This is a genomic window from Citrobacter sp. Igbk 16, assembly GCF_028069755.1.
Lineage (GTDB): Bacteria > Pseudomonadota > Gammaproteobacteria > Enterobacterales > Enterobacteriaceae > Citrobacter.
The window spans coordinates 1-25,003 of sequence record NZ_JANEWJ010000014.1; the positions used below are offsets into that span (position 1 = coordinate 1).

The window sequence follows — 25,003 nt, forward strand, 5'->3', positions numbered from 1 at the left end:
CGGTGAGCGCTCTCCTGAGTAGGACAAATCCGCCGGGAGCGGATTTGAACGTTGCGCAGNAACGGCCCGGAGGGTGGCGGGCAGGACGCCCGCCATAAACTGCCAGGCATCAAATAAGTGAAGAAGCCCATCCTGCCGGATGGGCTTTTTTGCGTCTGTGCGGGGTGAAAACCGCCGGATGCGGCGTCCCGCCTTATCCGGCCTGCAGCCGTTGTTACCCGGGTGTAGGCCTGATAAGCGCAGCGCATCAGGCAAGCAGGCAATACCACAGTTACTGTCTTACCCATTGCGTAACAAACTCAGTAAGTTGCTGTATGTCGTTGATATCTAACAATGGAACATCCACCGCCAGCGGCACATCACTAGCAACTGCGACAACATGCTCGTCTATAACTAACTCTTCTGCACGATGCCCGCAGCCTTCACGAAAAAGCAGGATCTTCGCGACAGGTTCATGCTTAAAGCCTTCAACAAGCACCATATCTAATGTCGAGGTATCCATCCGGCTAACCAGATAGACCAGGTCCAGTTCGGGCTCTTCAGGTGTTTCAACCATTAACGCCCAACGCTGTTGGCCGGCAACCAGCGTTTGTGCTGCCCCGGCTTTGCGTAGCTCATAGCTATCCTTGCCAGGCTTATCGACATCCATATCGTGGTGTGTATGCTTAATCAATCCGGGACGAATACCTCTGGCGCACAGTTCCGGGATAAGCTTTTTGAGCAGCGTGGTTTTCCCCGTACCGCTCCAGGCTGCAATGGCGAGTAATGGGATCATGATTTATCCTGCCATCTGGCGAGTTCTTCGGGTGTATTCACATTCACGAATGCATCTTTATGATCGCTAAAGTCAACGGGATGTCCCCCAGCCTGGCGCATAAAGACCATCACGCGTCGTTCTCCAGACTGCAGGTAATCCTGTAGCAGGGGCTGCATTGATCTGTTCATCAGTGCAATTGTCGGGTGATCTCTTTCACCATCATGTACCCAGACTACGGGGGCTGATTTGCGTTGTTCTTTTAAACGAGCGACCAGATCATGGGGGATATAGGGCATATCACAAGGGCAAAACAGAAACCAGTTCCCTTCTGCCTGTAAAAAAACCGACAGCATACCGGCCAATGGACCAGGATAATCAGCCAGGGCATCGGGGATGACTTTCAGGCCGCTTTGCTGATAAATATCCTGGTGGCGATTAGCGTTAACCACAACAGTCTCGACCTGCAAAGCGAGGGTGTCGGCCACATATCGCCAAAGGGGTTTTCCATCCAGCTCAAGCAAACCTTTATCTGCTCCACCCATTCGTCTGGCTTTCCCGCCGGCCAGGACAACCCCTGTTATTGCACTATCCAGAATCACTGATATCGCCTCTTTTAATGTGGGATTGACCCTGCTAACGTATCTATATTGAGCGTAAGGAGCACAACCATGAAATGTAAACGTCTGAATGAAGTTATTGAACTCCTCCAGCCGGCCTGGCAGAAAGAACCCGATCTTAACCTGATGCAATTTTTACAGAAACTGGCGCAAGAGTCAGGTTTTGACGGAGAACTGGCGGATTTAACTGATGACATTCTGATCTATCACCTGAAAATGCGTGACTCAGCGAAAGATGCCGTGATCCCAGGCATTCAAAAAGATTATGAAGAAGATTTTAAAACAGCACTTCTACGCGCACGTGGCGTAATTAAAGAGTAAAACCTTGTAAGCGCCTCCACCGAAAGCGCTGTGAAATGATATCCTGAATCATTCGTAGTAATTTCTGGATGATGGGATGAACGACAACGCTTTTACTTTCCAGACGCTACACCCTGATACCATCATGGATGCCTTGTTTGAACAGGGTATCCGCGTGGATTCTGGTCTTACCCCGCTAAACAGCTATGAAAATCGTGTTTATCAATTCCAGGATGAAGATCGTCGACGTTTTGTCGTGAAGTTTTATCGCCCTGAGCGTTGGTCTGTCGATCAGATTCAGGAAGAGCATCAATTTGCCCTGGAACTGGTTCGTGATGACGTCCCGGTCGCTGCACCTCTGGTTCTGAATGGTCAAACGCTGTTGAGCCATCAGGGTTTTCACTATGCAATCTTCCAAAGCGTAGGTGGTCGTCAGTTTGAAGCCGACAACATCGATCAGATGGAGGCCGTGGGTCGCTACCTGGGTCGTCTTCATCAGACCGGGTGCAAACAACCTTTTACCTTTCGCCCCACTATAGGCCTTGAAGAGTACCTGACTGAGCCACGTAAGCTTTTTGAGCACGCACCGCACATTCCGTCAGGACAAAAGGCGGCCTTCCTGAAGGCAACGGACGCACTGATTGCGGTGGTCACCGAGCGCTGGCATACGCGTTTTGCGTCGCTACGCCTGCACGGTGATTGCCATGCAGGTAATATTTTGTGGCGCGATGGTCCGATGTTTGTCGATTTGGATGATGCCCGAAACGGTCCTGCAATACAGGATTTATGGATGCTTCTTAATGGTGATAAAGCAGAGCAACGTATGCAGCTTGAAACTATTATTGAAGCTTATGAAGAGTTTAGTGAATTTGACACCGCTGAAATCGGACTGATAGAACCTTTACGCGCAATGCGTTTAGTTTATTATCTTGCCTGGCTGATTCGACGTTGGGCTGATCCCGCTTTCCCCAAAAATTTTCCATGGTTAACCGGGGAAGATTATTGGCAGCGTCAGACCGCGACCTTTATTGAGCAGGCAAAAATTCTGCAAGAGCCCCCCTTACAATTAACGCCAATGTATTAATCGGAGAAACTTGAACATGAAAAAAATATGGCTGGCGCTGGCTGGTATGGTTTTAGCTTTTAGCGCATCGGCAGCGCAGTTCCAGGATGGTAAGCAGTACATCACGCTGGAAAAGCCTGTTGCGGGTGAACCGCAGGTGTTGGAGTTTTTCTCCTTCTACTGCCCGCATTGCTACCAGTTTGAAGAAGTCCTTCACGTATCTGATAACGTGAAGAAAAAATTGCCAGAAGGCACCAAAATGACTAAGTATCACGTCGAGTTTTTGGGGCCTCTAGGTAAAGATCTGACGCAGGCATGGGCTGTTGCTATGGCATTGGGCGTTGAAGATCAGGTGACTGTGCCGTTGTTTGAAGGGGTGCAGAAAACGCAGACTGTTCAGTCTGTCGCTGATATCCGTAAAGTCTTCGTCGACGCAGGTATTAAAGGTGAAGACTATGATGCGGCATGGAATAGCTTCGTGGTGAAATCACTTGTTGCCCAGCAGGAAAAAGCGGCAGCTGATTTGCAGCTGCAGGGCGTGCCGGCGATGTTTGTTAATGGCAAATATCAGGTGAACCCGCAGGGTATGGATACCAGCAGCATGGATATCTTTGTACAGCAGTATGCTGATACCGTGAAATTCCTGGTTGGTCAGAAGTAAAAGAAAAAGCCGGTCACAGACCGGCTTTTTTATTTGAGGCTTTAATCGCATTTAATTGTGTATCTTTCTCGCTCCAGAGCATGTTCAGCCACTGCTGGAACCGACGTTTAAATGCCTTATCGTTAACGTAATCACCGTGCAATTCTTCGCTAATCGGCTCGAGATTCACTCGTACGACAATACGTGTCAGCTTGCCGCTGAGCATATCGTAGAAAGGATGACGGCTATTTTCTGGATAACACAGCGTAACGTTCAGCAATTTATCGAACTGTGACCCCAGAACGTTTAGCGCCATTGCAATGCCTGCCGCCTTGGGCGGAAGCAGATTGCTGTACGGTGAACGGGTTTGCTGACGCTTCTCGTCCGTAAAACGTGATCCTTCGACAAAATTCACAATTGTTGTCGGATGTACGCGAAATTTCTCGCAGGAACGGCGCGTTGTTTCCACATCTTTACCGCGTCGTTCCGGGTGGCGGAGCAGATAGCCACGCGAATAGCGTTTCATAAACGGCATATCCAAAGCCCAACACGCCAGACCAATAAAAGGGACCCAGGCCAACTGCTGCTTGAGGAAGTATTTATTCATCGGGATGTGTTTACGGAACAGAACACAAAGTACAACGATGTCGGCCCAACTGTAATGATTACAAATGAGCAGGTACCAGTTTTTCTTGCTAAGACCTTCCAGTCCTTCGATATCCCACTTTAATCGTGGATTAAGGTGCAGCAGTAGAGCCAGACCTTCACACCAGCAATACATCATGAAATTACAGAAGACAGAAACCTTGCGCCAGACGACAGGAATGGGCAAAAGGAGTTTTACAACCCCTGCAAGGATGATCGGCACAGAACAAAAAATCGTGACCAATATGGTCAATACGATACTCAGCAACAGCGTTATCGCAGCGAGTATTCTCGTCATAATTAAATTATTCAAAAGGTTAGCCATAGATAGTGCGCTAAATGAGGCGCAAGGGGCTGATTTTATCAGAAAACGAACCAAATGATGGATCTTCGCTGAATAGAAAAAAAGGTAATATCTATCCACATCCAGATATAAGCTGAAAAAATGGCATAAAGTTCCACTTATCAACATAACGTAATGAAAAGTATAATAAATTATTATGATTCATAAATTGTATTGCTGGAGTTAAAGGGCTGAAAATTATTTATTCACAAAGTTATCCACAGCGCGCTTTGCGAGCAACGCAGAAGATCTGCAAAAGTTTTTCGACAAATGCGGCGAAAAACTCATGTTTTCATCCCGTCTGTGGCATCCTTTACCCATAATCTGATAAACAGGCACGGACATTATGGTTCAGATCCCAGAAAACCCACTTATCCTTGTAGACGGTTCATCTTACCTGTATCGCGCATACCACGCGTTTCCGCCGCTGACGAACAGCGCAGGAGAGCCTACCGGTGCGATGTACGGTGTTCTCAACATGCTGCGTAGCCTGATTCTGCAATATCAGCCTACACATGCTGCGGTGGTATTCGACGCTAAGGGTAAAACCTTCCGTGATGAATTATTCGAACACTACAAGTCGCATCGCCCGCCAATGCCGGACGATTTACGTGCGCAGATTGAGCCTCTACATGCGATGGTAAAAGCGATGGGGTTGCCATTGTTGGCTGTTTCAGGCGTGGAGGCGGACGATGTCATCGGTACGCTGGCACGTGAGGCAGAGAAGGTAGGGCGTCCGGTGCTGATTAGCACTGGCGATAAAGATATGGCTCAGCTGGTGACGCCGAACATCACCCTCATCAACACCATGACTAATACGATCCTTGGTCCGGATGAAGTCGTGAATAAGTACGGTGTCCCGCCTGAACTGATCATTGATTTCCTGGCGCTGATGGGTGACTCCTCCGATAACATTCCTGGTGTACCTGGCGTGGGTGAAAAAACGGCTCAGGCGCTGCTTCAGGGTTTGGGTGGGCTGGATACCCTCTATGCGGAATCAGACAAAATAGCAGGGCTTACCTTCCGTGGTGCCAAAACCATGGCAGGCAAACTCGAGCAGAATAAAGACGTGGCGTATCTCTCGTATAAGCTGGCTACTATCAAAACGGATGTTGAGCTGGAATTAACCTGCGAGCAGCTGGAAGTGCGCCAACCAGCAGCAGAAGAACTGCTTGACCTGTTTAAACAGTATGAATTCAAACGTTGGGTTACTGACGTTGAAGCCGGTAAATGGCTACAGGCGAAAGGGACGAAACCGGCAGCTAAACCGCAGGAAACCATCGTCGTCGATGAAACACCTGAGGAACCTGCCACGGTTCTCTCGTACGATAATTATGTGACGATTCTGGACGAAGAAACGCTGGAAGCGTGGATTGCGAAGCTGAAAAAAGCCCCCGTATTCGCCTTTGATACAGAAACTGACAGTCTGGATAACATCTCCGCGAATCTGGTTGGCCTCTCGTTTGCCATTGAGCCAGGTGTGGCTGCGTATGTTCCTGTCGCCCATGATTACCTGGATGCCCCCGATCAGATTTCTCGTGACCGTGCGCTGGCGTTACTGAAGCCACTGTTGGAAGATGAAAAGGCGCATAAAGTTGGGCAAAACCTGAAGTACGATCGCGGTATCCTGGCAAATTACGGGATTGAACTGCGCGGCATCGTCTTTGATACCATGCTCGAATCCTACATTCTTAACAGCGTCGCAGGCCGACACGATATGGACAGCCTGTCAGATCGCTGGCTGAAACATAAAACGATCACCTTTGAAGAGATTGCCGGGAAAGGTAAAAACCAGCTGACCTTTAACCAGATAGCACTGGAAGAAGCCGGGCGTTATGCCGCAGAGGATGCCGATGTTACGCTTCAGTTGCACCTGAAGATGTGGCCTGAACTGCAGAAGCACAAAGGGCCGTTAAACGTCTTCGAAAATATCGATATGCCGTTGGTCCCGGTTCTGTCCCGCGTTGAGCGCAACGGTGTGAAAATCGATCCTGCTGTATTGCACAAACACTCAGAAGAGCTGACGTTGCGTTTGAATGCGCTTGAGCAAAAAGCGCACGAGATTGCTGGAGAAGCGTTTAACCTCTCTTCAACCAAGCAACTGCAAACGATTCTGTTTGAAAAGCAGGGTATCAAGCCGCTGAAGAAAACACCGGGTGGTGCGCCGTCAACGTCGGAAGAGGTGCTGGAAGAGTTAGCGCTGGATTATCCGTTGCCAAAAGTTATCCTGGAATATCGTGGGTTAGCAAAACTGAAGTCGACCTACACGGATAAGCTTCCGTTGATGATCAACCCAAAAACCGGACGTGTGCATACCTCATATCACCAGGCTGTTACAGCGACCGGACGTTTGTCTTCAACCGATCCTAACCTGCAAAATATCCCGGTACGTAACGATGAAGGTCGTCGTATTCGTCAGGCATTTATCGCGCCAGAAGACTACGTGATTGTCTCTGCGGACTACTCGCAGATCGAGCTGCGTATTATGGCGCATCTCTCGCGCGATAAAGGCCTGCTTACTGCGTTTGCCGAAGGAAAAGATATTCACCGTGCAACGGCGGCAGAAGTTTTTGGTTTACCGCTCGATTCAGTGACCAGCGAACAGCGTCGTAGCGCAAAAGCCATTAACTTTGGTCTGATCTATGGCATGAGTGCTTTCGGTCTTGCTCGTCAGTTGAATATCCCGCGTAAAGAAGCACAGAAGTATATGGATCTCTACTTCGAGCGCTACCCTGGCGTGCTGGAATATATGGAACGGACGCGTGCACAGGCAAAAGAGCAAGGTTACGTTGAAACGCTGGAAGGGCGCCGCCTCTATTTACCGGATATTAAATCCAGTAATGGCGCGCGCCGTGCCGGTGCGGAACGTGCTGCAATTAACGCTCCGATGCAGGGTACTGCCGCAGATATTATTAAGCGGGCCATGATTGCCGTGGATGGGTGGCTGCAAACAGAACAGCCGCGCGTGCGCATGATCATGCAGGTACACGATGAACTGGTGTTTGAAGTGCACAAAGATGATCTGGAAAGCGTGTCGAAAAAGATCCATCAGCTGATGGAAAACGAGACGCAAATTGATGTGCCCTTGCTGGTGGAAGTCGGTAGTGGTGAGAACTGGGATCAGGCGCACTAAGGGTTTACTGAATAACGCGCTTTTTTCGTAACTAAGCAACATAAGATAGAACTTTTTGTGATGTCCATTAGAAATCCCTATGGCGGGAATGAAAAAAAATTACAAAAAGTGCTTTCTGAGCTGCTCAAAAAAGAGTAAAGTTATTCACGTAGGGTACAGAGGTAAGATGTTCTATCTTTCAGACCTTTTACTTCACGTAATCGGATTTGGCTGAATATTTTAGCCGCCCCAGTCAGTAATGACTGGGGCGTTTTTTATTTTGCTCGTCATACTTCAAGCTGCATACGCGTTGGCTTCCTTGCTCACCCCAGTCACTTACTTATGTAAGCTCCTGGGGATTTGCTGTGTCGCCGCCTTTATGCAACTCGAATTATTTAGAGCAAAAATAAAGATCTGTAGGCCGGATAAGACGCGCAGCGGCGCCATCCGGCATATCCGTGGATTATTCCCCGTCCTGCATCTCTTCAACGGGTGCCAGCTCACTAAACCAGCTATCCAACTTCTGACGCAGTTTGTCCACGCCCAGCTTCTTCAGTGATGAAAAAGCTTCAACCTGTACATCGCCATTAAACGCCAGTACCGCTTCACGTACCATGTTCAGCTGTGCTTTCCGGGCACCACTGGCCAGCTTATCTGCTTTAGTCAGTAGAACCAGAACCTGAACGTTGCTCTCAACAGCCCACAGGATCATCTGCTGGTCGAGATCTTTTAGCGGGTGACGAATGTCCATTAATACTACCAGACCCTGCAGGCTCTGGCGTTTTTCCAGGTATTCAGCCAGTGCGCGCTGCCATTTACGCTTCATTTCTTCCGGGACTTCGGCATAACCATAACCTGGCAGGTCGACCAGGCGTTTACCGTCCACAACTTCAAACAAGTTGATGAGCTGAGTACGGCCAGGTGTTTTAGAGGTACGCGCCAGACTCTTTTGATTGGTCAGGGTATTTAGTGCACTGGATTTGCCTGCGTTGGAACGGCCAGCAAAAGCCACTTCGATTCCCGTATCGGAAGGTAAATGGCGAATATCAGGCGCACTCATCACAAAATGCGTCTGTTGATAATTCAAGTTAGTCAACGTGGTCGTCTCCATCAATCAAGGCTTTGCAGCGATTATACCTGAACACCAGCAAAAGACTGGTTTTTCGACGCGTGGTCAGTGTAAGTAAAAACCTCGTGCTTTGTGAGATATTGCCGATAGTATCTATGCGAGATGGCAGAGCGAAAAACAATATAATATATATAAATCATGTAATTATGTTTTGTTGAAATTATGATTAATGGAAACTGTTACCTGGCTTACTTGTGCGCTTACCTTAAAAAGGTAAAGTAGTGTCCATAGCGAGGAAGCTGACAGGATAAACGACTCAGGATGAGGGTCAGGAGCGCCAGGAGGCGAAGACACAGGATTGTCAGGAAGACAAACGTCCGGAGACGTTAGTAAAAGGAAATGGAAACAACACGGAATGTTGCAGGCTAAGGGAAAAACAGGGTGTGTTGATAGCCGACAGGGATTGTAGAGCCCGCTGAGGGTTGAGAGTCAGGAAAAAAGGCGACAGATTACTCTGTCGCCTTTTTTCTTTATTTCTGCTAGATTCCGGCGCAAATATATACTGAATAAAAACAGCCAAAGACGAATCATGATGAAACCAACTTCTACACCACGCGGTAAAGGTCCTGCAAAAGCGCGTCGTAAAACACGCGAAGAAATTAACCAGGAAGCTCGCGACCGTAAGCGCCAGAAAAAACACCGTGGTCATGCGGCGGGTAGCCGTGCGTCCGGTAGTGATGGCGCATCAGGTGGCGGAAACCAAAACAAACAAAAAGATCCTCGTATTGGCAGTAAAACCCCCATTCCATTGGGTGTGACCGAAAAAGTCACCAAACAGCACAAACCGAAAAGTGAGAAACCTATGCTTTCACCACAGGCTGAGTTGGATTTACTGGAAACGGATGAGCGCCTGGATGCGCTGCTGGAACGTCTTGAAACCGGAGAAACCCTGAGCGCAGAAGATCAGGCCTGGGTAGATGCCAAACTGGATCGCATCGACGAGCTGATGCAAAAGCTGGGTCTCTCTTACGAGGATGACGAAGAAGAGGATGAGGAAGAAAAGCAGGAAGATATGATGCGCCTGCTGAAAGGCGGCAACTAACGGTTTTACACCGTGGGTCTTCCCGTCCTGCTTATAACCCTTCCGGTTATATGTTATCTGGTGTGGTTATTCGTTAAACTACAGCGGTTGTCGCGGCGACAGAAGTGGCTGCGCAACCGGCTTATCACCCGCACTGGGGTTAAGCCGGTACGCCGTACCCGCCAGAGACGCCATCGGAAGGAGTGAGCATGTCTGAACAGCTAATAGACTGGGACCTGGCCCTGATCCAGAAATATAACTATTCCGGGCCACGATATACCTCGTACCCGACCGCGCTGGAGTTCTCTGAAGACTACGGTGCAGAAGCGTTTTTGCACGCCGTGGCGCGTTACCCTGAGCGCCCACTTTCGTTATACGTTCACATCCCGTTCTGCCATAAACTGTGTTACTTCTGTGGCTGCAATAAGATTGTGACCCGTCAGCAGCATAAAGCCGATCAATACCTCGATGCCCTGGAACAAGAAATTATTCACCGCGCACCGTTGTTTTCTGGACGGCATGTCAGCCAGCTACACTGGGGTGGCGGTACACCAACTTACTTAAATAAAGCGCAAATCAGCCGCTTAATGACGCTACTGCGGGCTAACTTTCAGTTTAACGCGGATGCCGAAATTTCGATCGAAGTGGATCCGCGTGAAATCGAGCTGGATGTTCTCGATCATTTACGTGCTGAAGGGTTTAATCGCCTGAGCATGGGGGTGCAGGACTTCAACAAAGAAGTTCAGCGCCTGGTGAACCGTGAGCAGGACGAGGAATTTATCTTTGCGCTACTTAACCATGCGCGTGAGATCGGTTTCACCTCGACGAATATCGACCTTATTTACGGCCTGCCAAAACAGACGCCGGAAAGCTTTGCTTTCACCCTGAAGCGGGTGGCGGAGTTGAATCCAGATCGTCTGAGCGTCTTTAACTATGCGCACCTGCCAACGCTTTTCGCAGCCCAGCGCAAGATCAAAGATGCTGACCTGCCCAGCGCACAGCAAAAGTTGGATATCCTGCAGGAAACCATCTCTTCACTAACCGAAACCGGCTATCAGTTCATTGGAATGGATCACTTCGCTCGCCCGGACGACGAACTGGCAATTGCCCAGCGCGAAGGTGTTCTGCATCGGAATTTCCAGGGCTATACCACCCAGGGCGATACCGACTTGCTGGGTATGGGCGTATCCGCCATCAGTATGATTGGCGACAACTACGCACAGAACCAAAAAGAGCTGAAACACTATTATCAGCAGGTTGATGAACAAGGGAATGCACTGTGGCGCGGTATTGCGCTGACTCGCGATGATTGCATTCGTCGGGATGTTATTAAGCTGCTGATCTGCAACTTTCGCCTCGACTATGCTGCTGTGGAACAGCAATGGGATTTGAACTTTGCGGATTATTTTGCTGAAGATCTGAAGCTGTTGGCACCACTGGCGAAAGATGGGCTGGTGGATGTGGATGAGAAGGGAATTCAGGTTACGCCGAAGGGTCGCCTGTTGATCCGTAATATTTGCATGTGCTTTGATGCTTATCTACGCCAGAAAGCGCGGATGCAGCAGTTCTCTCGGGTGATTTAATGACGTTGTCCGGTGGCGCTTTGCTTACCGGGCCTACACGTTGCGATAACCTGTAGGCCGGATAAGCGTTAGCGCCATCCGGCGCGCCTTCAGCTAAACAGCCCAACCAGCGCAGCGCACAGTACTGCGGCAACCGCGGTTTGTGGCGTGTGGCTGTCGACTGAGCCGCTCGATAGCAGATTAATGATTGATTCCAACATGATGACTTCCCCCCGTTTGCCGGGCACGATCATACTCAACTCATCGGAACAGTAAAGCGCAAAATAGCAGCAATTTGCGCTCAATTATCAATCTTTACACAGTGACTTTTCGTCACTCCATTCCGAGTTCTTTTAACTTGCGCGTCAAGGTATTACGCCCCCAGCCGAGCAAACGTGCCGCTTCCTGTTTGTGCCCCTGGGTATGACGTAGCGCGGTGGTCAACAGCGTCCGCTCCATCTCCGGTTGAGCCTCTGACAGCAAGTTTTGATGACCGGAACGCAATGCCCGGTCTGCCCACTGTGCCAACAGGGTTGCCCAGCTGTCTGGCTGCATATGCGAAGGCGCGTCGGGCACGCTGGCTTCAAACAGTTCGGCCGGTAAGTCCTGAATCAGCACTTCCTGTCCGGCAGCCATTACGGTCAGCCAGCGACAGGTGTTTTCAAGCTGACGAACGTTACCTGGCCAGGCCAGACGTGTAAGTGCCGCTTCGGTTTCAGGGTGGAGTTGCTTGGCTTCCACACCCAACTCGCGGGCGGCTTCCTGCAGGAAATGACGTGCCAGACGGGGGATATCTTCCCGACGCTCACGCAGCGGGGGCAAATGAACGCGAATTACGTTCAGACGGTGGAACAAATCCTCACGGAATTTGCCTTCCTGCACGCGCAGTTCCAGGTTCTGGTGGGTGGCCGCGATAATCCGAACATCTACCTTTACGGGCGCGTATCCGCCAACGCGGTAAAACTGTCCATCGGCTAATACGCGCAACAAGCGTGTCTGCACGTCCAGCGGCATATCGCCAATTTCATCAAGGAAGAGGGTGCCGCCATCAGCCTGTTCGAAACGCCCCTGACGAATGGTATTCGCCCCGGTAAACGCCCCTTTTTCGTGGCCAAATAGCTCAGACTCAATCAAATCTTTCGGAATGGCTGCCATGTTAAGCGCGATAAACGGTGCTTTGACGCGCGGGCTGTGGCGGTGCAGGGCGTGGGCGACCAGCTCTTTACCCGTCCCGGACTCTCCATTTATCAGCACGCTGATTGACGAGCGGGAGAGGCGGCCAATGATGCGGAATACATCCTGCATCGCGGGCGCTTCGCCGATGATATCGGTGGTCGGGCCGTTGATCTGAATATTACGCGGCTGCTGCTGTTCCTGATAATGGCTGATGGCGCGCTCGACCAGTGCTACCGCTTCGTCAATATCAAAAGGTTTGGGCAGATAGTCGAACGCCCCTTGCTGGTAAGCGCTGACGGCGGCATCCAGATCGGAATGGGCAGTCATTATGATGACCGGAAGCATCGGGTGACGCTGCTTAATCTGTTTTAACAGCGTCAGACCATCCATACCCGGCATGCGGATATCCGACAACAGCACATCCGGTGTTTTGCTGGCCAGCGCATCCAGCACCTCTTTGCCACTTTCAAATGTGGTGCAGCTTAGTCCTGCCCCTGCGAGCGCACGTTCAAGCACCCAACGGATGGAACTATCGTCATCAACGACCCAGACTATTCCTCGTTGCATAAACGTCACCTTTATTTCCTGATAGGCAGGTAAACCGAGAATTCGGTATGACCCGGCCAACTGGTAAATTCAATTTTGCCGGAATGTTGATCGATCAAATTACGGGCGATGGATAATCCAAGTCCGGTACCGCCTTCGCGGCCGCTGACCATTGGGTAGAACAGCGTATCCTGCAAATGCGAGGGAATGCCCGGACCGTTGTCCTCAACATCAATACGTGCCGCCAGACGGTAACGCATACCGTGCAGCGTGAGCTGAAACGCGGTGCGGGTGCGCAGAATAATTTCTCCGCCTTCCGGTCCCAGCGCCTGTAGCGCATTACGCACGATATTCAGCAGAACTTGTTCTATCTGATCCGGATCGTGCAGCAGTTCTGGCAGGCTAGGGTCGTAATCACGAATCAGCGTGACGTTTTCGGGAAGCTCCATCGACACCAGCGCCACCACGCGCTCTGCCACTTTATGAATGCTTTCCGTGATATGCATACCTGGCTGTTGCGGCCCCAACAGGCGATCAACCAGATTACGCAGGCGGTCAGCCTGCTCAATAATGACTTTGGTATATTCCGTCAGCGCTGGGTCCGGAAGCGCCTTGCTAAGAAGCTGAGCCGCTCCGCGCAGGCCGCCCAACGGATTTTTAATTTCGTGTGCCAGACCACGCACCAGATCGCGCGCGGCGATTTGCTGGGCATGCTGGAGTTGTTCCTGGCTCAGACGACGCTGGTTATCCATTGGCGCCATCTCCAGCAGGATAAGGCCATCAGGCAGCCTCTGCGCGGTCACAGAGAGGATATGTGAGTGGCTGTCTATCACCAGCGTCACTTCGTTATCCGTGAAGCCCTGACCCGCTTCCAGGCTCTCTCGCATCAGTCCGATGTTTAAGGAGAAATAACTCAACAGATCGGGAAGCGGTGTGCCAAACAGTTTGCGGGAACTTTGCGCGAGCAGCTGTTGCGCCGCCGGGTTGGCGTAATGCACCGCCAGCTCATCGTCGACGAGTAAAATGCTGTTGATTAACGAATTGAGGATCTGCCCAGCATCGGGCAGCGTGCCGGTTGCCATTCAGCAGTCTCCTGAAAAGTGTTGCACCAATTTAGTGCATTATAGCTTTTTACATCAAAAAAGCGCTAAAAAGCAGGTTGTTAGTGGAGAAAAAAGCCCATCCTGGGATGGGCTACAGATGACTGGCAAACATAGATGCCGGATGGCGGCTTTGCCTTATCCGGCCTACAAGGTAATGCTACCCTCCAGGCCTAATAAGTTTGCGCCATCAGGCGTCCTATCATTCGCCATCGATCTCAAGCCTGCCTGAGCAGGCTAAAAGTTCCACGGCAACTCAAAAACTCCTGACGTCTTTCGCGCCGCTGCTGCGTTGGCTACCTTCGCTCACCCCAGTCACATAGCTACCTATGCTCCTGGGGACTTGCTCAGTTGCCGCCTTGCCGCAACGTGAAATTCGTCGGATTTTTAATATAAGATTAAACGCTATAGTACAGCTCAAACTCTACCGGGTGCGGAGTCATGCGCACGCGGTCATCTTCTTCGCGACGCAGCGCAATGTACGCATCGATCGCTTCATTGGTGAACACGCCGCCTGCGGTCAGGAATTCGCGGTCCAGATCCAGTTCTTTCAGTGCTTCTTCCAGAGAGCCTGCAACCTGTGGGATCTCTTTCGCTTCTTCCGGCGGCAGGTCGTACAGGTTTTTGTCCATGGCTTCGCCTGGGTGGATCTTGTTCTTAATACCGTCCAGGCCAGCCATCAGCAGTGCAGCGAAGCACAGGTACGGGTTAGCTGCCGGGTCCGGGAAGCGCACTTCGATACGACGCGCTTTCGGAGAAGCAACTACCGGAATACGAATGGATGCAGAACGGTTACGGGCAGAGTAAGCCAGCATGACCGGTGCTTCGTAACCCGGGACCAGACGCTTGTAAGAGTTGGTGGTCGGGTTCGCCAGGGCGTTGATCGCTTTAGCGTGCTTGATAACGCCGCCGATGTAGTACAGCGCCTGCTCAGACAGACCTGCATATTTGTCACCAGAGAACAGGTTTACGCCGTTCTTGGACAGGGACATGTGGCAGTGCATGCCGGAACCGTTATCGCCAAACATAGGTTTTGGCATAAAGGTCGCAGTTTTACCGAAACGGTGCGCAACGTTGTGAACGACATATTTGTAGATCTGAATTTCGTCCGCTTTTTTAGTCATGGTGTTAAAGCGGGTTGCGATTTCGTTCTGACCAGCGGTCGCGACTTCGTGGTGGTGCGCTTCAACAACCAGACCCATCTCTTCCATGATCAGACACATGGTAGAACGGATGTCCTGAGAAGAATCTACCGGAGGAACCGGGAAGTAACCGCCTTTGACGCCAGGACGGTGACCTTTGTTGCCACCTTCGTATTTGGTGGAGGAGTTCCATGCGCCTTCGATATCATCGATAGCGACGTGGGAACCGGAAATAGACGCGCCGAAACGGATGTCGTCAAACAGGAAGAACTCTGGCTCTGGCCCGAACAGAACGGTGTCTGCGATGCCGGTAGCGCGCAGGTACTCTTCAGCGCGTTTCGCAATGGAGCGCGGGTCGCGGTCGTAACCCTGCAGCGTACCTGGTTCCAGGATATCGCAACGGATGATCAGGGTAGACTCTTCAAAGAACGGGTCGATGAGTGCAGTCGAAGCATCTGGCATCAGAACCATGTCTGATTCGTTAATGCCTTTCCAGCCACCGATTGAGGAGCCGTCAAACATTTTGCCTTCTTCAAAGAATTCGGCATTTACCTGGTGAGCAGGAATAGTGACGTGCTGTTCTTTACCTTTAGTATCTGTGAAGCGCAAATCAACAAACTTCACTTCGTGTTCGTTCAGCATCGTCAAAACGTGTTCAGCGGACATACTTACTCTCCCGGATTGGTCATTGTCGTCGTGGTAACGAAGTCTTCAATTCTGCAAAAATTGGCCGTGTCGCCGTAAAAAATATAAAGCGAAATCTGTGCCAACTTTTAAATTGCCCCTAAAAGGCGTTATCATGCGCACCATCGTGCAAAGGGGCTGCACCATGAAGGTTGTGTTGCACCATTATAGTGCTTCAATGTGAACATTAAGCACCATATTGGTGCAAAGCACCTCAGATTACCCCTTTTAACGCTCCGTGAATGTGATCACAAAGAAACTCTGCAATACTTGTTTGCGGAGGATGTTTGTGATCCTGTTTTGTACTGCGATTAATCCGTGTACAATAACGCGCTATTTCTAAAATGCCTGAGGCAAAGTTGTGATCGAAAATTTGCGTAACATCGCCATCATCGCGCACGTAGACCATGGTAAAACGACCCTGGTAGACAAGCTGCTCCAACAATCCGGTACGTTCGATGCACGTGCTGAAACCCAAGAGCGCGTGATGGACTCCAACGATTTGGAGAAAGAGCGTGGGATTACCATCCTCGCTAAAAACACCGCTATCAAATGGAATGACTACCGTATCAACATCGTTGATACCCCAGGGCACGCCGACTTCGGTGGTGAAGTTGAACGTGTAATGTCCATGGTCGACTCCGTGCTGCTGGTGGTGGATGCAATGGACGGTCCGATGCCGCAGACGCGCTTCGTGACCAAAAAAGCCTTTGCCCATGGCCTGAAGCCAATTGTTGTTATCAACAAAGTTGACCGTCCTGGCGCGCGTCCTGACTGGGTTGTTGACCAGGTATTTGACCTGTTCGTTAACCTCGACGCTACCGACGAGCAGCTGGACTTCCCGATCGTTTACGCTTCCGCGCTGAACGGTATCGCTGGTCTGGATCACGAAGACATGGCTGAAGACATGACTCCGCTGTATCAGACCATCGTTGATCGCGTACCGGCTCCGAACGTAGACCTTGATGGCCCGCTGCAGATGCAAATCTCCCAGCTGGACTACAACAACTACGTTGGCGTAATCGGTATCGGTCGCATCAAACGCGGTAAAGTTAAACCGAACCAGCAGATCACTATCATTGATAGCGAAGGCAAAACCCGTAACGGTAAAGTCGGTAAAGTTCTGACCCACCTGGGTCTGGAACGTATCGAGAGTGATATTGCCGAAGCAGGCGATATCATCGCGATCACTGGTCTGGGCGAACTGAACATCTCCGACACCATCTGCGACCCGCAGAACGTCGAAGCGCTGCCGGCTCTGTCCGTTGATGAACCGACCGTAACCATGTTCTTCTGCGTAAACACCTCTCCGTTCTGTGGTAAAGAAGGTAAATATGTTACCTCTCGTCAGATCCTTGACCGCCTGAACAAAGAGCTGGTGCACAACGTTGCGCTGCGCGTTGAAGAAACCGAAGATGCGGATGCGTTCCGTGTATCCGGTCGTGGTGAGCTGCACCTGTCAGTTCTGATCGAAAACATGCGTCGTGAAGGTTTCGAAATGGCGGTTTCCCGTCCGAAAGTAATCTTCCGCGAAATCGATGGCCGTAAACAAGAGCCGTTCGAGAACGTAACGCTGGACGTCGAAGAACAGCATCAGGGGTCTGTGATGCAGGCTCTGGGTGAGCGTAAAGGCGACCTGAAAAACATGAATCCAGATGGCAAAGGCCGCGTACGTCTTGACTACGTGATCCCAAGCCGTGGTCTGATCGGCTTCCGTTCAGAATTCATGACCATGACTTCCGGTACCGGTCTGCTGTACTCCACTTTCAGCCACTACGACGACGTTCGTGCGGGTGATGTGGGTCAGCGTCAGAACGGCGTACTGATTTCCAACGGCCAGGGTAAAGCAGTTGCGTTCGCACTGTTCAGCCTGCAGGACCGCGGTAAGCTGTTCCTGGGTCACGGTGCTGAAGTTTACGAAGGCCAGATCATCGGTATTCACAGTCGTTCTAACGACCTGACTGTAAACTGCCTGACCGGTAAGAAACTGACCAACATGCGTGCGTCCGGTACTGACGAAGCAACGGTTCTGGTTCCGCCGGTTAAGATGACTCTGGAGCAGGCTCTGGAATTCATCGATGACGACGAACTGGTAGAAGTAACACCAACTTCTATCCGTATTCGTAAACGTCACCTGACTGAAAACGATCGTCGCCGTGCAATGCGTGGCGCGAAAGAAGAGTAATTAACGCTCTTCTCGTGACAAGACCCCGCCTTATGAGGTGGGGTTTTTTTTTGCCTGTCATTCCTGATTTCTGGGCAAACTCCACGCATGTGCTCTCATTTTCTGTATGACCCCCGTCATAAGAGAGCTTTGTCACAATTATTTCTAAAGCTCGCGGAGGGGGTTTGCTTTCGTTTTCGACGTCAGCGTATGATTAACCATCTGGTTTAAACCAAATGGATTAAACAATGACGAATAATCAGTCGACCGTTGAGAATGCGAAAGAGAAGTTAGACCGTTGGTTAAAAGAAGGGCTCACTACGCCTGGTGGCAAATTGCCTTCAGAAAGAGAGTTGGGAGAGCTGCTGGGCATCAAACGGATGACCTTACGTCAGGCGTTATTAAACCTGGAATCTGAATCCAGAATCTTTCGTAAAGATCGCAAGGGATGGTTCGTCACCCAGGCCCGATTTAACTACAGCCCGGAACTTTCAGCCAGCTTCCAGCGTGCCGCAATTGAGCAGGGCAGAGAGCCGTCCTGGGGGTTTATCGAAAAAAGTCGGGTGTCTCAATACCCAGAAGTTGTTGCCCCCCTGGTGTCTGCTATGCCGTCTGATGAGCTGTATAGGATTACCGGCTGGGGAGCACTGGAGGGACATAAGGTTTTTTATCACGAAACCTACATCAACCCGAAAGTTGCGCCAGGATTTATTGAGCAGCTTGAAAGTCAGTCGTTTTCTTCTGTGTGGGAAAATGAATATAAAAAAGAAACTGTAATTAAAAAACTGGCTTTCCGTCCCGTCAGAATGGTGGGTGATATCAGTAAGTTCATTGGTGGTTCTACCGGAATGCCAGCCATTCTTATTGAAAAGCATCGGGCTGATAACGATGGCAACATCGTGCAAATAGATATCGAGTATTGGCGCTTTGAAGCAGTTGATCTCTTCATTAACTTGTAGGTATGTTTATGGTCACTAAAGATAATGCACATAAAATTCTGGCGCGTGTAGATAATCTCCCACTTTATCTGCACGCTTACGCTTATCATTTGAATATGCGGCTTGAACGTATATTACCGAGTGATTTATTAGATATTGCGAACGAAAATAATCTACATGGCGTGAAAATCCATGTTCTTGATGGTGAACGTTATTCTCTTGAAAATATGAATAACAATGAGCTGTCCGCGTTTGGCGATAAAGCGCGTAAGCTGCAACTGGATATACATATCGAAACCAGCGCTTCAGATAAAAAATCCATAGACCAGGCTGTATCTATTGCATTAAAAACGGGGGCCTCGTCAGTAAGATTTTATCCGCGCTATGAAGGCAATCTCCAGGATGTTCTCGCGATGATTACGCAGGATATCCACTACCTACGTGAGCACTATCAGGATAGCGGTCTGACTTTCACCTTAGAACAACATGAAGATTTGAAGAGCCATGAACTGGTATCGTTAGTTCAGAACAGTGACATGACGTCTCTCTCGCTACTCTTTGATTTTGCTAACATGATCAACGCTAACGAGCAGCCATTAACGGCGTTAGATACAATGTCGCCGCATATTACTCAGGTGCATATTAAAGACGCACTAATCGTAAATGAGAAGGAAGGATTAGGCCACAAAGCCTGCACCTCCGGCCAGGGGGATATGCCGTTTAAGGAACTGCTGACAAAACTGATCTGCCTGGGTGATGATAAACCGCAAGTAACGGCATATGGCCTGGAAGAAGAAGTTGATTATTATGCGCCAGCATTTCGTTTTGAGAATGAGGGGGATAATCCGTGGATCCCGTGGCGTCAGATGAGTGAAACGCCGCTGCCGGAACCTGAACTTCTCGAAGACCGTCTGATTAAAGAAAAACATGATGCTATTCAGCAATTAAAATTTGTACGCAGTGTTCTGCAGCAAATTAAAAATGAGGCACATGTTATTCTAACCAAATAATAAGTTGTAATTTACTTTTAGGATTCTTTATCCATTCCTGGTGAATGGACGGCTTTTTATTATTCAAAACAAATGATTTATGTAATCATTTAGGGGATGCTATGCTCACAAAAAAGAAATGGGCGCTTTTTAGCCTGTTAACGCTGTGCGGTGGTACAATTTATAAATTGCCTTCACTGAAGGATGCGTTCTATATTCCGATGCAGGAATATTTCCATTTGACCAATGGGCAGATTGGTAATGCGATGTCCGTGAACTCATTTGTGACAACCGTGGGTTTTTTCTTATCTATTTATTTTGCCGATAAACTGCCACGTAAATACACGATGTCGTTATCTCTGATTGCGACGGGGTTGTTGGGGGTCTATCTGACCACGATGCCTGGCTATTGGGGGATCCTCTTCGTCTGGGCACTGTTTGGCGTGACTTGTGACATGATGAACTGGCCCGTGCTACTAAAATCAGTCAGCCGGCTGGGTAATAGCGAACAGCAAGGGCGGTTGTTTGGTTTCTTTGAGACGGGACGCGGTATTGTTGATACGGTTGTTGCGTTTTCCGCGCTGGCTGTCTTCACCTGGTTTGGTAGTGGGCTACTGGGATTCAAAGCGGGTATCTGGTTCTACTCTGCCATCGTGATTATGGTGGGGGTCATCATCTTCTTTGTGTTGAACGATAAAGAAGAAGCGCCTGCGGCAAAAGTGCAGACTGCCGAAGAGGCGCCGAAAAATCCCAGCATGACATCGGTATTGAAGGATAAGACTATTTGGTTAATCGCCTTCAACGTCTTCTTTGTCTATGCCGTGTATTGCGGATTAACGTTCTTCATTCCGTTCCTGAAAAACATCTACATGCTGCCGGTCGCGCTGGTGGGTGCTTACGGGATCATTAACCAGTATTGCCTGAAAATGGTTGGTGGTCCGATTGGTGGGATGATCTCGGATAAAATCCTGAAGTCCCCCAGTAAATACTTATGCTATACGTTCATGATCAGTACGGTGGCTCTGGTTCTGCTGATGGTTCTGCCACATGAAAGCATGCCGGTTTATTTAGGTATGATGTGTACGCTGGGCTTTGGGGCCATCGTATTTACACAGCGTGCCGTTTTCTTTGCCCCGATTGGTGAAGCTAAAATTGCTGAGAACCAAACGGGTGCTGCAATGGCTTTGGGCAGCTTTATCGGATACGCCCCCGCGATGTTCTGTTTCAGCCTGTACGGATATATTCTGGATTTAAACCCGGGTCTTATCGGCTATAAAATCGTGTTTGGCATTATGGCGTGTTTCGCCTTCTGCGGCGCGATTGTCTCCGTGATGCTGGTTAAGCGGATTAGCCAGCGCAAGAAAATGCTGGAAGCCGCAGAGGCCTAATGCGGTGGAGTGTGTGGAAAGCATGAAAAAGCCGCTGACTATCAGCGGCTTTTTTGTACTGACAGGGAGGTTAGAAGAAATACTTCACACCAATACGAATCTGGTTTTGTTCGCGGTGATACGGCTCGACATTGCGATCTAACCAGCGTAACTCAAAATAGGGCAACCAGCGCTCGTTGATGCGGTATTTAAACGTATTGGTAATTTCCCAATGATGATCTTTACCATTACTACTATTGAAGTCATTTACTCGAATAAAATAGTGCGGCTCAAAAGTGTAGGAAAATTTATCGGTAATAGTGAAGTTCCAGTAGTTACCAATCTCATAGGTGTCATTGTTATCCTGATCTCCGTTTAAATCAGTGGAACTGTAGTTATTATGATTATATCGGTTACGTACTGTCAGATTAAACCACGGGGTGAATTTATAGTTAACATCCAGGTAAACGGCACCACCCGAACCAATACTCTTATCGTTTATCAGTCCGCCGGGCTGGATGGTTAATTTATCTGTCGGTTTAAATAACGGATACCAGCCCTCTATTTCGTTATAACCATGTTTTAGCTCATCTTTGCGTTGCATGGTGTAGGTGTTGGTGAGCATGATACCCGCACCCATATCGGAGTTATAGCCGACGCGCAGCATGACCTCCATCTGATCGGAGGCCAGATTGTAAGCTTCACGGTTCTCTACATAAGCGCCGGCGAAAACAGAGGTGGATGCCACAGAGGATAAGAGAATTATTGTATTTAATTTTTTCATAATAAATCCATTTTTTAAGCGTAGGGAGGCCGCCATCCATTAAGATGGAATAAGCGGCAATTATTTTTATATGTTTACAGCAGAGGCTTTCTTTTTATGGCTAATGCGTTCTGGTTGAATGTTATTTTTCTTCCGTTGGCTGATTTCCTCAATGATAAAAGCAAAACGGGCTTCGCTAAGTTTATAAAAAAATCCCATCGTGATGGCCGCAATAATTGCCAACCCACAGGGCCAGAGAAAAATAAGCTGGCGCAAACCCAGCAAGGTTGCATCACTCTGGACGATATTGGGGATATAACCGATTTGCGTCAGCATAATACCTGGCAGGAAACCGGCCAGCGCCGCAGAAATTTTGCGTGAAAAGGTATAACCCGTATAGACGGAACCTTCAGCACGTATCCCCGTTTTCCACTCCCCATAATCCACCGTATCCGGGACCAGCGCCCAGTTCAGGCTGTTTACGAATGCCGTCCCAAAGAAGGCCATGCACGAGAAAGTGACAAAGAGAAGTGATGTACTGCCCCAGAGAAAATTCAGGATGTCACCGAGAGCCCATAGCGCCAGGCCACCAAGATAAACCTGCTTTTTACCGAAACGTTTCACGGCTGCGGGCACCAGCAGTACGCCAACCAGAATGCACCCCATGCTGAAAAACCCCATCCAGGAGAGCAGGTGGATATCATTGAGCACGTACTGGGTGTAATAAACCTGAATCGCCAGCTTGATATTGAATGCTGCCAACGTACACAGGTTGGCAAGGCATAGCACCAACAGGGGGGGGTTACGGAAAATTGCACAGAACGATTTGAGCATGCTGGGTTTATGGTGATCCGGCACGATTTCGATATAGCGCTCCTTCACACCGCTAAAGCACCACCACATGCTGAACAGTCCGCAGACCGAAAAGATCAGTGCGGCAATCAGATAACCCAATGAGGGGGAACTGACAAATAGCGCCTGAATCGGCATAAAGCCAACGGTACACAATAACAGGCCAATGGTGGCACCGCCCTGACGCCAGGCGGCGAGCTGAGCGCGTTCATGTGGGTTTTTCGTGATTGCAGGCACCATCGCACCGTAGGAGCAGTTCATCAGGCTATAGAACAAACCGAACAGCATAAACAACACCGTCGCCAGACCTGTTTTCACCGTCAAGGTAAAGTCTGTGGCTAAAAACTGCGCGCTGGCAACCAATGCGACGGGAAACGACGCATACAAAATAAAGGGTCTGAATTTCCCCTTGGCGCCAATATTGCGTCGTGAGTCCAACAATACACCGGTCAGCATATCGGTGAAGGCAGTGAAGAATTTCGCCACCAGAAAGATTACTCCGCCGTACCAGGCCGGCATCCCTAGTTCATCGGTATAAAATTTAAGCAGATACAGCGTGCCGATACACAGCATCAAATTTGAGCCGAAGTCACCCACTCCGTAGGCGAATTTTTCACGCAGACTCAGTTTTAGCGTTAGCGGATCATGGTCAGACATAATCGCTCCTTAATAGCGCCCCGTAAGGCGCTATTCATTATTATTATCAAACAGGTTGTTTACGCGCTTCTATCTCTTCAACGATACGGACATACATCTTCTCGTTAAGGTTGTAGAAACAGCCCATGGCCACAATGGTGATCACTGCTAATGCGCAGGGATAAATAAAGATCAGCTGACGCAAGCCTTCGACTGTATTTGCCGATTGCACCACGTTTGGGACGTAACCAATTTGCGTCAGCATCCAACCAGGAAAGAATCCCGCCAGCGCCTGCGACACTTTACGGAAGAAGGTAAATCCGGTGTACACCGTCCCTTCTGAACGTACGCCGGTACGCCATTCGCCATATTCCACTGTGTCGGAAACAAGCGCCCAGTTCAGGCTGTTAACGAATGCTGAGCCGAAGAACGCCAGGCAGGAGAAGGCAACAAAACTGACGGAGCCGCCGCCAAAGAAGTAATTAAGCAGATCGCCCGCTACCCAAATCAGCAGGCCGCCGATATAGACCTTCTTCTTACCAAAGCGTCTGACCATTCCCGGCATTAAAAAGACGCCGATGAAGATACAGCCCATGCTGAAAAAGCCCATCCAGGAAAGCAGGATTGGGTCGTTCAGTACGTATTGGGTGTAATACACCTGAATTGCCAGCTTGACGTTGAAAGCACCAAGTGTACAAAGGTTAGCAACGCACAGAATAAACAGCGGTCGGTTACCGGCGATAGCGCGGAAGGATTGCAGTAATCCCGGTTTTTGCGCTGCTGCATCCACGGATTTCACTTCTACATAGCGTTCTTTCACACCGGCATAGCACAGCCACATAAACAGCAGGCCGAACAGGGAAAATAATGTGGCGGCGAAGATATAACCCAACTGCGAGTTACCTTCGATCAGATTCATCACTGGAACAAAGCCGACGGTACACAGTAACAAACCCAGGGTTGCGCCACCTTGCCGCCAGGCGGCCAGCGAAGCGCGCTCATCCGGGTTTTTAGTAATGGCAGGAACCATCGCGCCGTAAGAGCAGTTCATCATGCTGAAGAACAGTCCGTACAGCATAAACAGCACCGTTGCCATCACCGTTTTGCCGGTTATTTCAAACGGTGTGCCGACAAAGTTAGCAATCGCTAGCAAGGTAACGGGGAAGGCAGCGTAGAGCACGAATGGGCGGAATTTACCCTTCGGACCAATTTTGCGTCGCGAATCGAGCATAATCCCGGTGCCCATATCGGTAAACGCGGTAAAAAACTTGGCGATAAGGAAAATGATACCGCCGTAAGTCCCCGGCAAGCCAAGGACATCAGTATAAAACTTGAGTAAATAGAGCGTACCAATGTCCAGCAGGATATTGGAGCCCAAATCACCCATCCCATAGGCAAGTTTTTCTTTAAACGGCAAGCGTAGGGTTGCCGGATTGGCTGTATTTTGACTCATTGTT

At 49.7% G+C, this 25,003-nt stretch carries 21 protein-coding genes and 1 pseudogene; 11 read left to right on the top strand and 11 right to left on the bottom strand.

The genetic code is table 11. From position 1 onward, the window contains the following. Positions 1 to 271: 271 nt before the first annotated feature. Together mobB and mobA are read right to left on the bottom strand one after the other, a co-directional pair. Positions 272 to 775 carry a molybdopterin-guanine dinucleotide biosynthesis protein MobB gene (mobB, locus tag NNO03_RS11155; protein WP_271449541.1) on the bottom strand — a complete coding sequence of 168 codons (504 nt, stop codon included), beginning with the start codon at positions 773 to 775 and terminating at the stop codon, positions 272 to 274. Next, entirely contained in the window at positions 772 to 1,356 is a 585-nt protein-coding gene (mobA, locus tag NNO03_RS11160) for a molybdenum cofactor guanylyltransferase MobA (RefSeq protein ID WP_271442768.1), read from the bottom strand. The genes mobB and mobA overlap by 4 nt, the downstream gene beginning before the upstream one ends. A gap of 69 nt (positions 1,357 to 1,425) precedes the next feature. Between mobA and NNO03_RS11165 the strand changes: the two genes are divergently transcribed. The 3 genes from NNO03_RS11165 to dsbA all read left to right on the top strand — a co-directional run bounded on the left by NNO03_RS11165 (position 1,426) and on the right by dsbA (position 3,398). Continuing rightward, positions 1,426 to 1,695: a YihD family protein gene (locus NNO03_RS11165; RefSeq protein ID WP_003028616.1), complete on the top strand. Its 270-nt coding sequence runs from the start codon at positions 1,426 to 1,428 to the stop codon at positions 1,693 to 1,695. A 76-nt stretch (positions 1,696 to 1,771) separates the two neighbouring features. Next, the gene (locus NNO03_RS11170; protein ID WP_271449542.1) at positions 1,772 to 2,758 is read left to right on the top strand and encodes a serine/threonine protein kinase; all 987 of its coding nucleotides are present in this window, start codon (positions 1,772 to 1,774) and stop codon (positions 2,756 to 2,758) included. A gap of 16 nt (positions 2,759 to 2,774) precedes the next feature. Continuing rightward, a complete protein-coding gene (gene dsbA / locus NNO03_RS11175) occupies positions 2,775 to 3,398 on the top strand; it encodes a thiol:disulfide interchange protein DsbA (RefSeq protein ID WP_137381405.1) in 624 nt (207 codons plus the stop codon). 13 nt (positions 3,399 to 3,411) lie between these two features. Here dsbA and NNO03_RS11180 read toward each other — a convergent pair whose 3' ends face one another. Beyond that, positions 3,412 to 4,347 carry an acyltransferase gene (locus NNO03_RS11180; protein ID WP_271449543.1) on the bottom strand — a complete coding sequence of 312 codons (936 nt, stop codon included), beginning with the start codon at positions 4,345 to 4,347 and terminating at the stop codon, positions 3,412 to 3,414. 364 nt (positions 4,348 to 4,711) lie between these two features. On the opposite strand from NNO03_RS11180, the gene polA reads away from it, so the two are divergent. After that, complete coding sequence (polA, locus tag NNO03_RS11185) at positions 4,712 to 7,498, top strand: DNA polymerase I (protein WP_271449544.1); 2,787 nt, start codon at positions 4,712 to 4,714, stop codon at positions 7,496 to 7,498. A 442-nt stretch (positions 7,499 to 7,940) separates the two neighbouring features. On the opposite strand, the gene yihA is transcribed toward polA, so the two are convergent. Continuing rightward, positions 7,941 to 8,573, bottom strand: coding sequence for a ribosome biogenesis GTP-binding protein YihA/YsxC (gene yihA, locus NNO03_RS11190; protein ID WP_103771976.1), 633 nt, complete (start codon positions 8,571 to 8,573; stop codon positions 7,941 to 7,943). 254 nt (positions 8,574 to 8,827) lie between these two features. Here yihA and NNO03_RS11195 point away from each other — a divergent pair. The 3 genes and pseudogenes from NNO03_RS11195 (at position 8,828) to hemN (ending at position 11,210) form a co-directional block, all read left to right on the top strand. Beyond that, positions 8,828 to 9,025, top strand: a pseudogene (locus tag NNO03_RS11195) (hypothetical protein). Positions 9,026 to 9,138: 113 nt separating this feature from the next. Next, positions 9,139 to 9,648 carry a Der GTPase-activating protein YihI gene (gene yihI / locus NNO03_RS11200; protein ID WP_271441489.1) on the top strand — a complete coding sequence of 170 codons (510 nt, stop codon included), beginning with the start codon at positions 9,139 to 9,141 and terminating at the stop codon, positions 9,646 to 9,648. 188 nt (positions 9,649 to 9,836) lie between these two features. Then, positions 9,837 to 11,210 carry an oxygen-independent coproporphyrinogen III oxidase gene (gene hemN / locus NNO03_RS11205; protein ID WP_271441452.1) on the top strand — a complete coding sequence of 458 codons (1,374 nt, stop codon included), beginning with the start codon at positions 9,837 to 9,839 and terminating at the stop codon, positions 11,208 to 11,210. A gap of 89 nt (positions 11,211 to 11,299) precedes the next feature. On the opposite strand, the gene NNO03_RS11210 is transcribed toward hemN, so the two are convergent. The 4 genes from NNO03_RS11210 to glnA form a co-directional block, all read right to left on the bottom strand. Continuing rightward, positions 11,300 to 11,410 carry a YshB family small membrane protein gene (locus NNO03_RS11210; protein WP_086523820.1) on the bottom strand — a complete coding sequence of 37 codons (111 nt, stop codon included), beginning with the start codon at positions 11,408 to 11,410 and terminating at the stop codon, positions 11,300 to 11,302. Between the two features lie 112 nt (positions 11,411 to 11,522). Then, positions 11,523 to 12,932 carry a nitrogen regulation protein NR(I) gene (gene glnG, locus NNO03_RS11215; protein WP_271449545.1) on the bottom strand — a complete coding sequence of 470 codons (1,410 nt, stop codon included), beginning with the start codon at positions 12,930 to 12,932 and terminating at the stop codon, positions 11,523 to 11,525. A gap of 11 nt (positions 12,933 to 12,943) precedes the next feature. After that, positions 12,944 to 13,993, bottom strand: coding sequence for a nitrogen regulation protein NR(II) (gene glnL / locus NNO03_RS11220; RefSeq protein WP_008786986.1), 1,050 nt, complete (start codon positions 13,991 to 13,993; stop codon positions 12,944 to 12,946). 416 nt (positions 13,994 to 14,409) lie between these two features. Then, the gene (glnA, locus tag NNO03_RS11225) at positions 14,410 to 15,819 is read right to left on the bottom strand and encodes a glutamate--ammonia ligase (protein ID WP_137381412.1); all 1,410 of its coding nucleotides are present in this window, start codon (positions 15,817 to 15,819) and stop codon (positions 14,410 to 14,412) included. A gap of 379 nt (positions 15,820 to 16,198) precedes the next feature. On the opposite strand from glnA, the gene typA reads away from it, so the two are divergent. The 4 genes from typA to NNO03_RS11245 all read left to right on the top strand — a co-directional run bounded on the left by typA (position 16,199) and on the right by NNO03_RS11245 (position 21,316). Continuing rightward, positions 16,199 to 18,022: a ribosome-dependent GTPase TypA gene (gene typA, locus NNO03_RS11230; protein WP_003028641.1), complete on the top strand. Its 1,824-nt coding sequence runs from the start codon at positions 16,199 to 16,201 to the stop codon at positions 18,020 to 18,022. A 227-nt stretch (positions 18,023 to 18,249) separates the two neighbouring features. Further along, positions 18,250 to 18,960 carry a GntR family transcriptional regulator gene (locus tag NNO03_RS11235; protein WP_271449546.1) on the top strand — a complete coding sequence of 237 codons (711 nt, stop codon included), beginning with the start codon at positions 18,250 to 18,252 and terminating at the stop codon, positions 18,958 to 18,960. A gap of 8 nt (positions 18,961 to 18,968) precedes the next feature. Further along, positions 18,969 to 19,949 carry a sugar phosphate isomerase/epimerase gene (locus NNO03_RS11240; protein WP_271449547.1) on the top strand — a complete coding sequence of 327 codons (981 nt, stop codon included), beginning with the start codon at positions 18,969 to 18,971 and terminating at the stop codon, positions 19,947 to 19,949. A 101-nt stretch (positions 19,950 to 20,050) separates the two neighbouring features. After that, on the top strand, positions 20,051 to 21,316 hold the full coding sequence (locus NNO03_RS11245; RefSeq protein ID WP_271449548.1) for an MFS transporter: 1,266 nt from the start codon (positions 20,051 to 20,053) through the stop codon (positions 21,314 to 21,316). Positions 21,317 to 21,386: 70 nt separating this feature from the next. Here NNO03_RS11245 and ompL read toward each other — a convergent pair whose 3' ends face one another. The 3 genes from ompL to NNO03_RS11260 form a co-directional block, all read right to left on the bottom strand. Beyond that, positions 21,387 to 22,079, bottom strand: a complete 693-nt coding sequence (gene ompL / locus NNO03_RS11250; protein WP_271449549.1) for a porin OmpL — start codon at positions 22,077 to 22,079, stop codon at positions 21,387 to 21,389. A gap of 66 nt (positions 22,080 to 22,145) precedes the next feature. Beyond that, positions 22,146 to 23,567 carry an MFS transporter gene (locus NNO03_RS11255; RefSeq protein WP_271449550.1) on the bottom strand — a complete coding sequence of 474 codons (1,422 nt, stop codon included), beginning with the start codon at positions 23,565 to 23,567 and terminating at the stop codon, positions 22,146 to 22,148. Positions 23,568 to 23,613: 46 nt separating this feature from the next. After that, on the bottom strand, positions 23,614 to 24,999 hold the full coding sequence (locus NNO03_RS11260; protein WP_271441457.1) for an MFS transporter: 1,386 nt from the start codon (positions 24,997 to 24,999) through the stop codon (positions 23,614 to 23,616). Between the last annotated feature and the right edge of the window lie 4 nt (positions 25,000 to 25,003).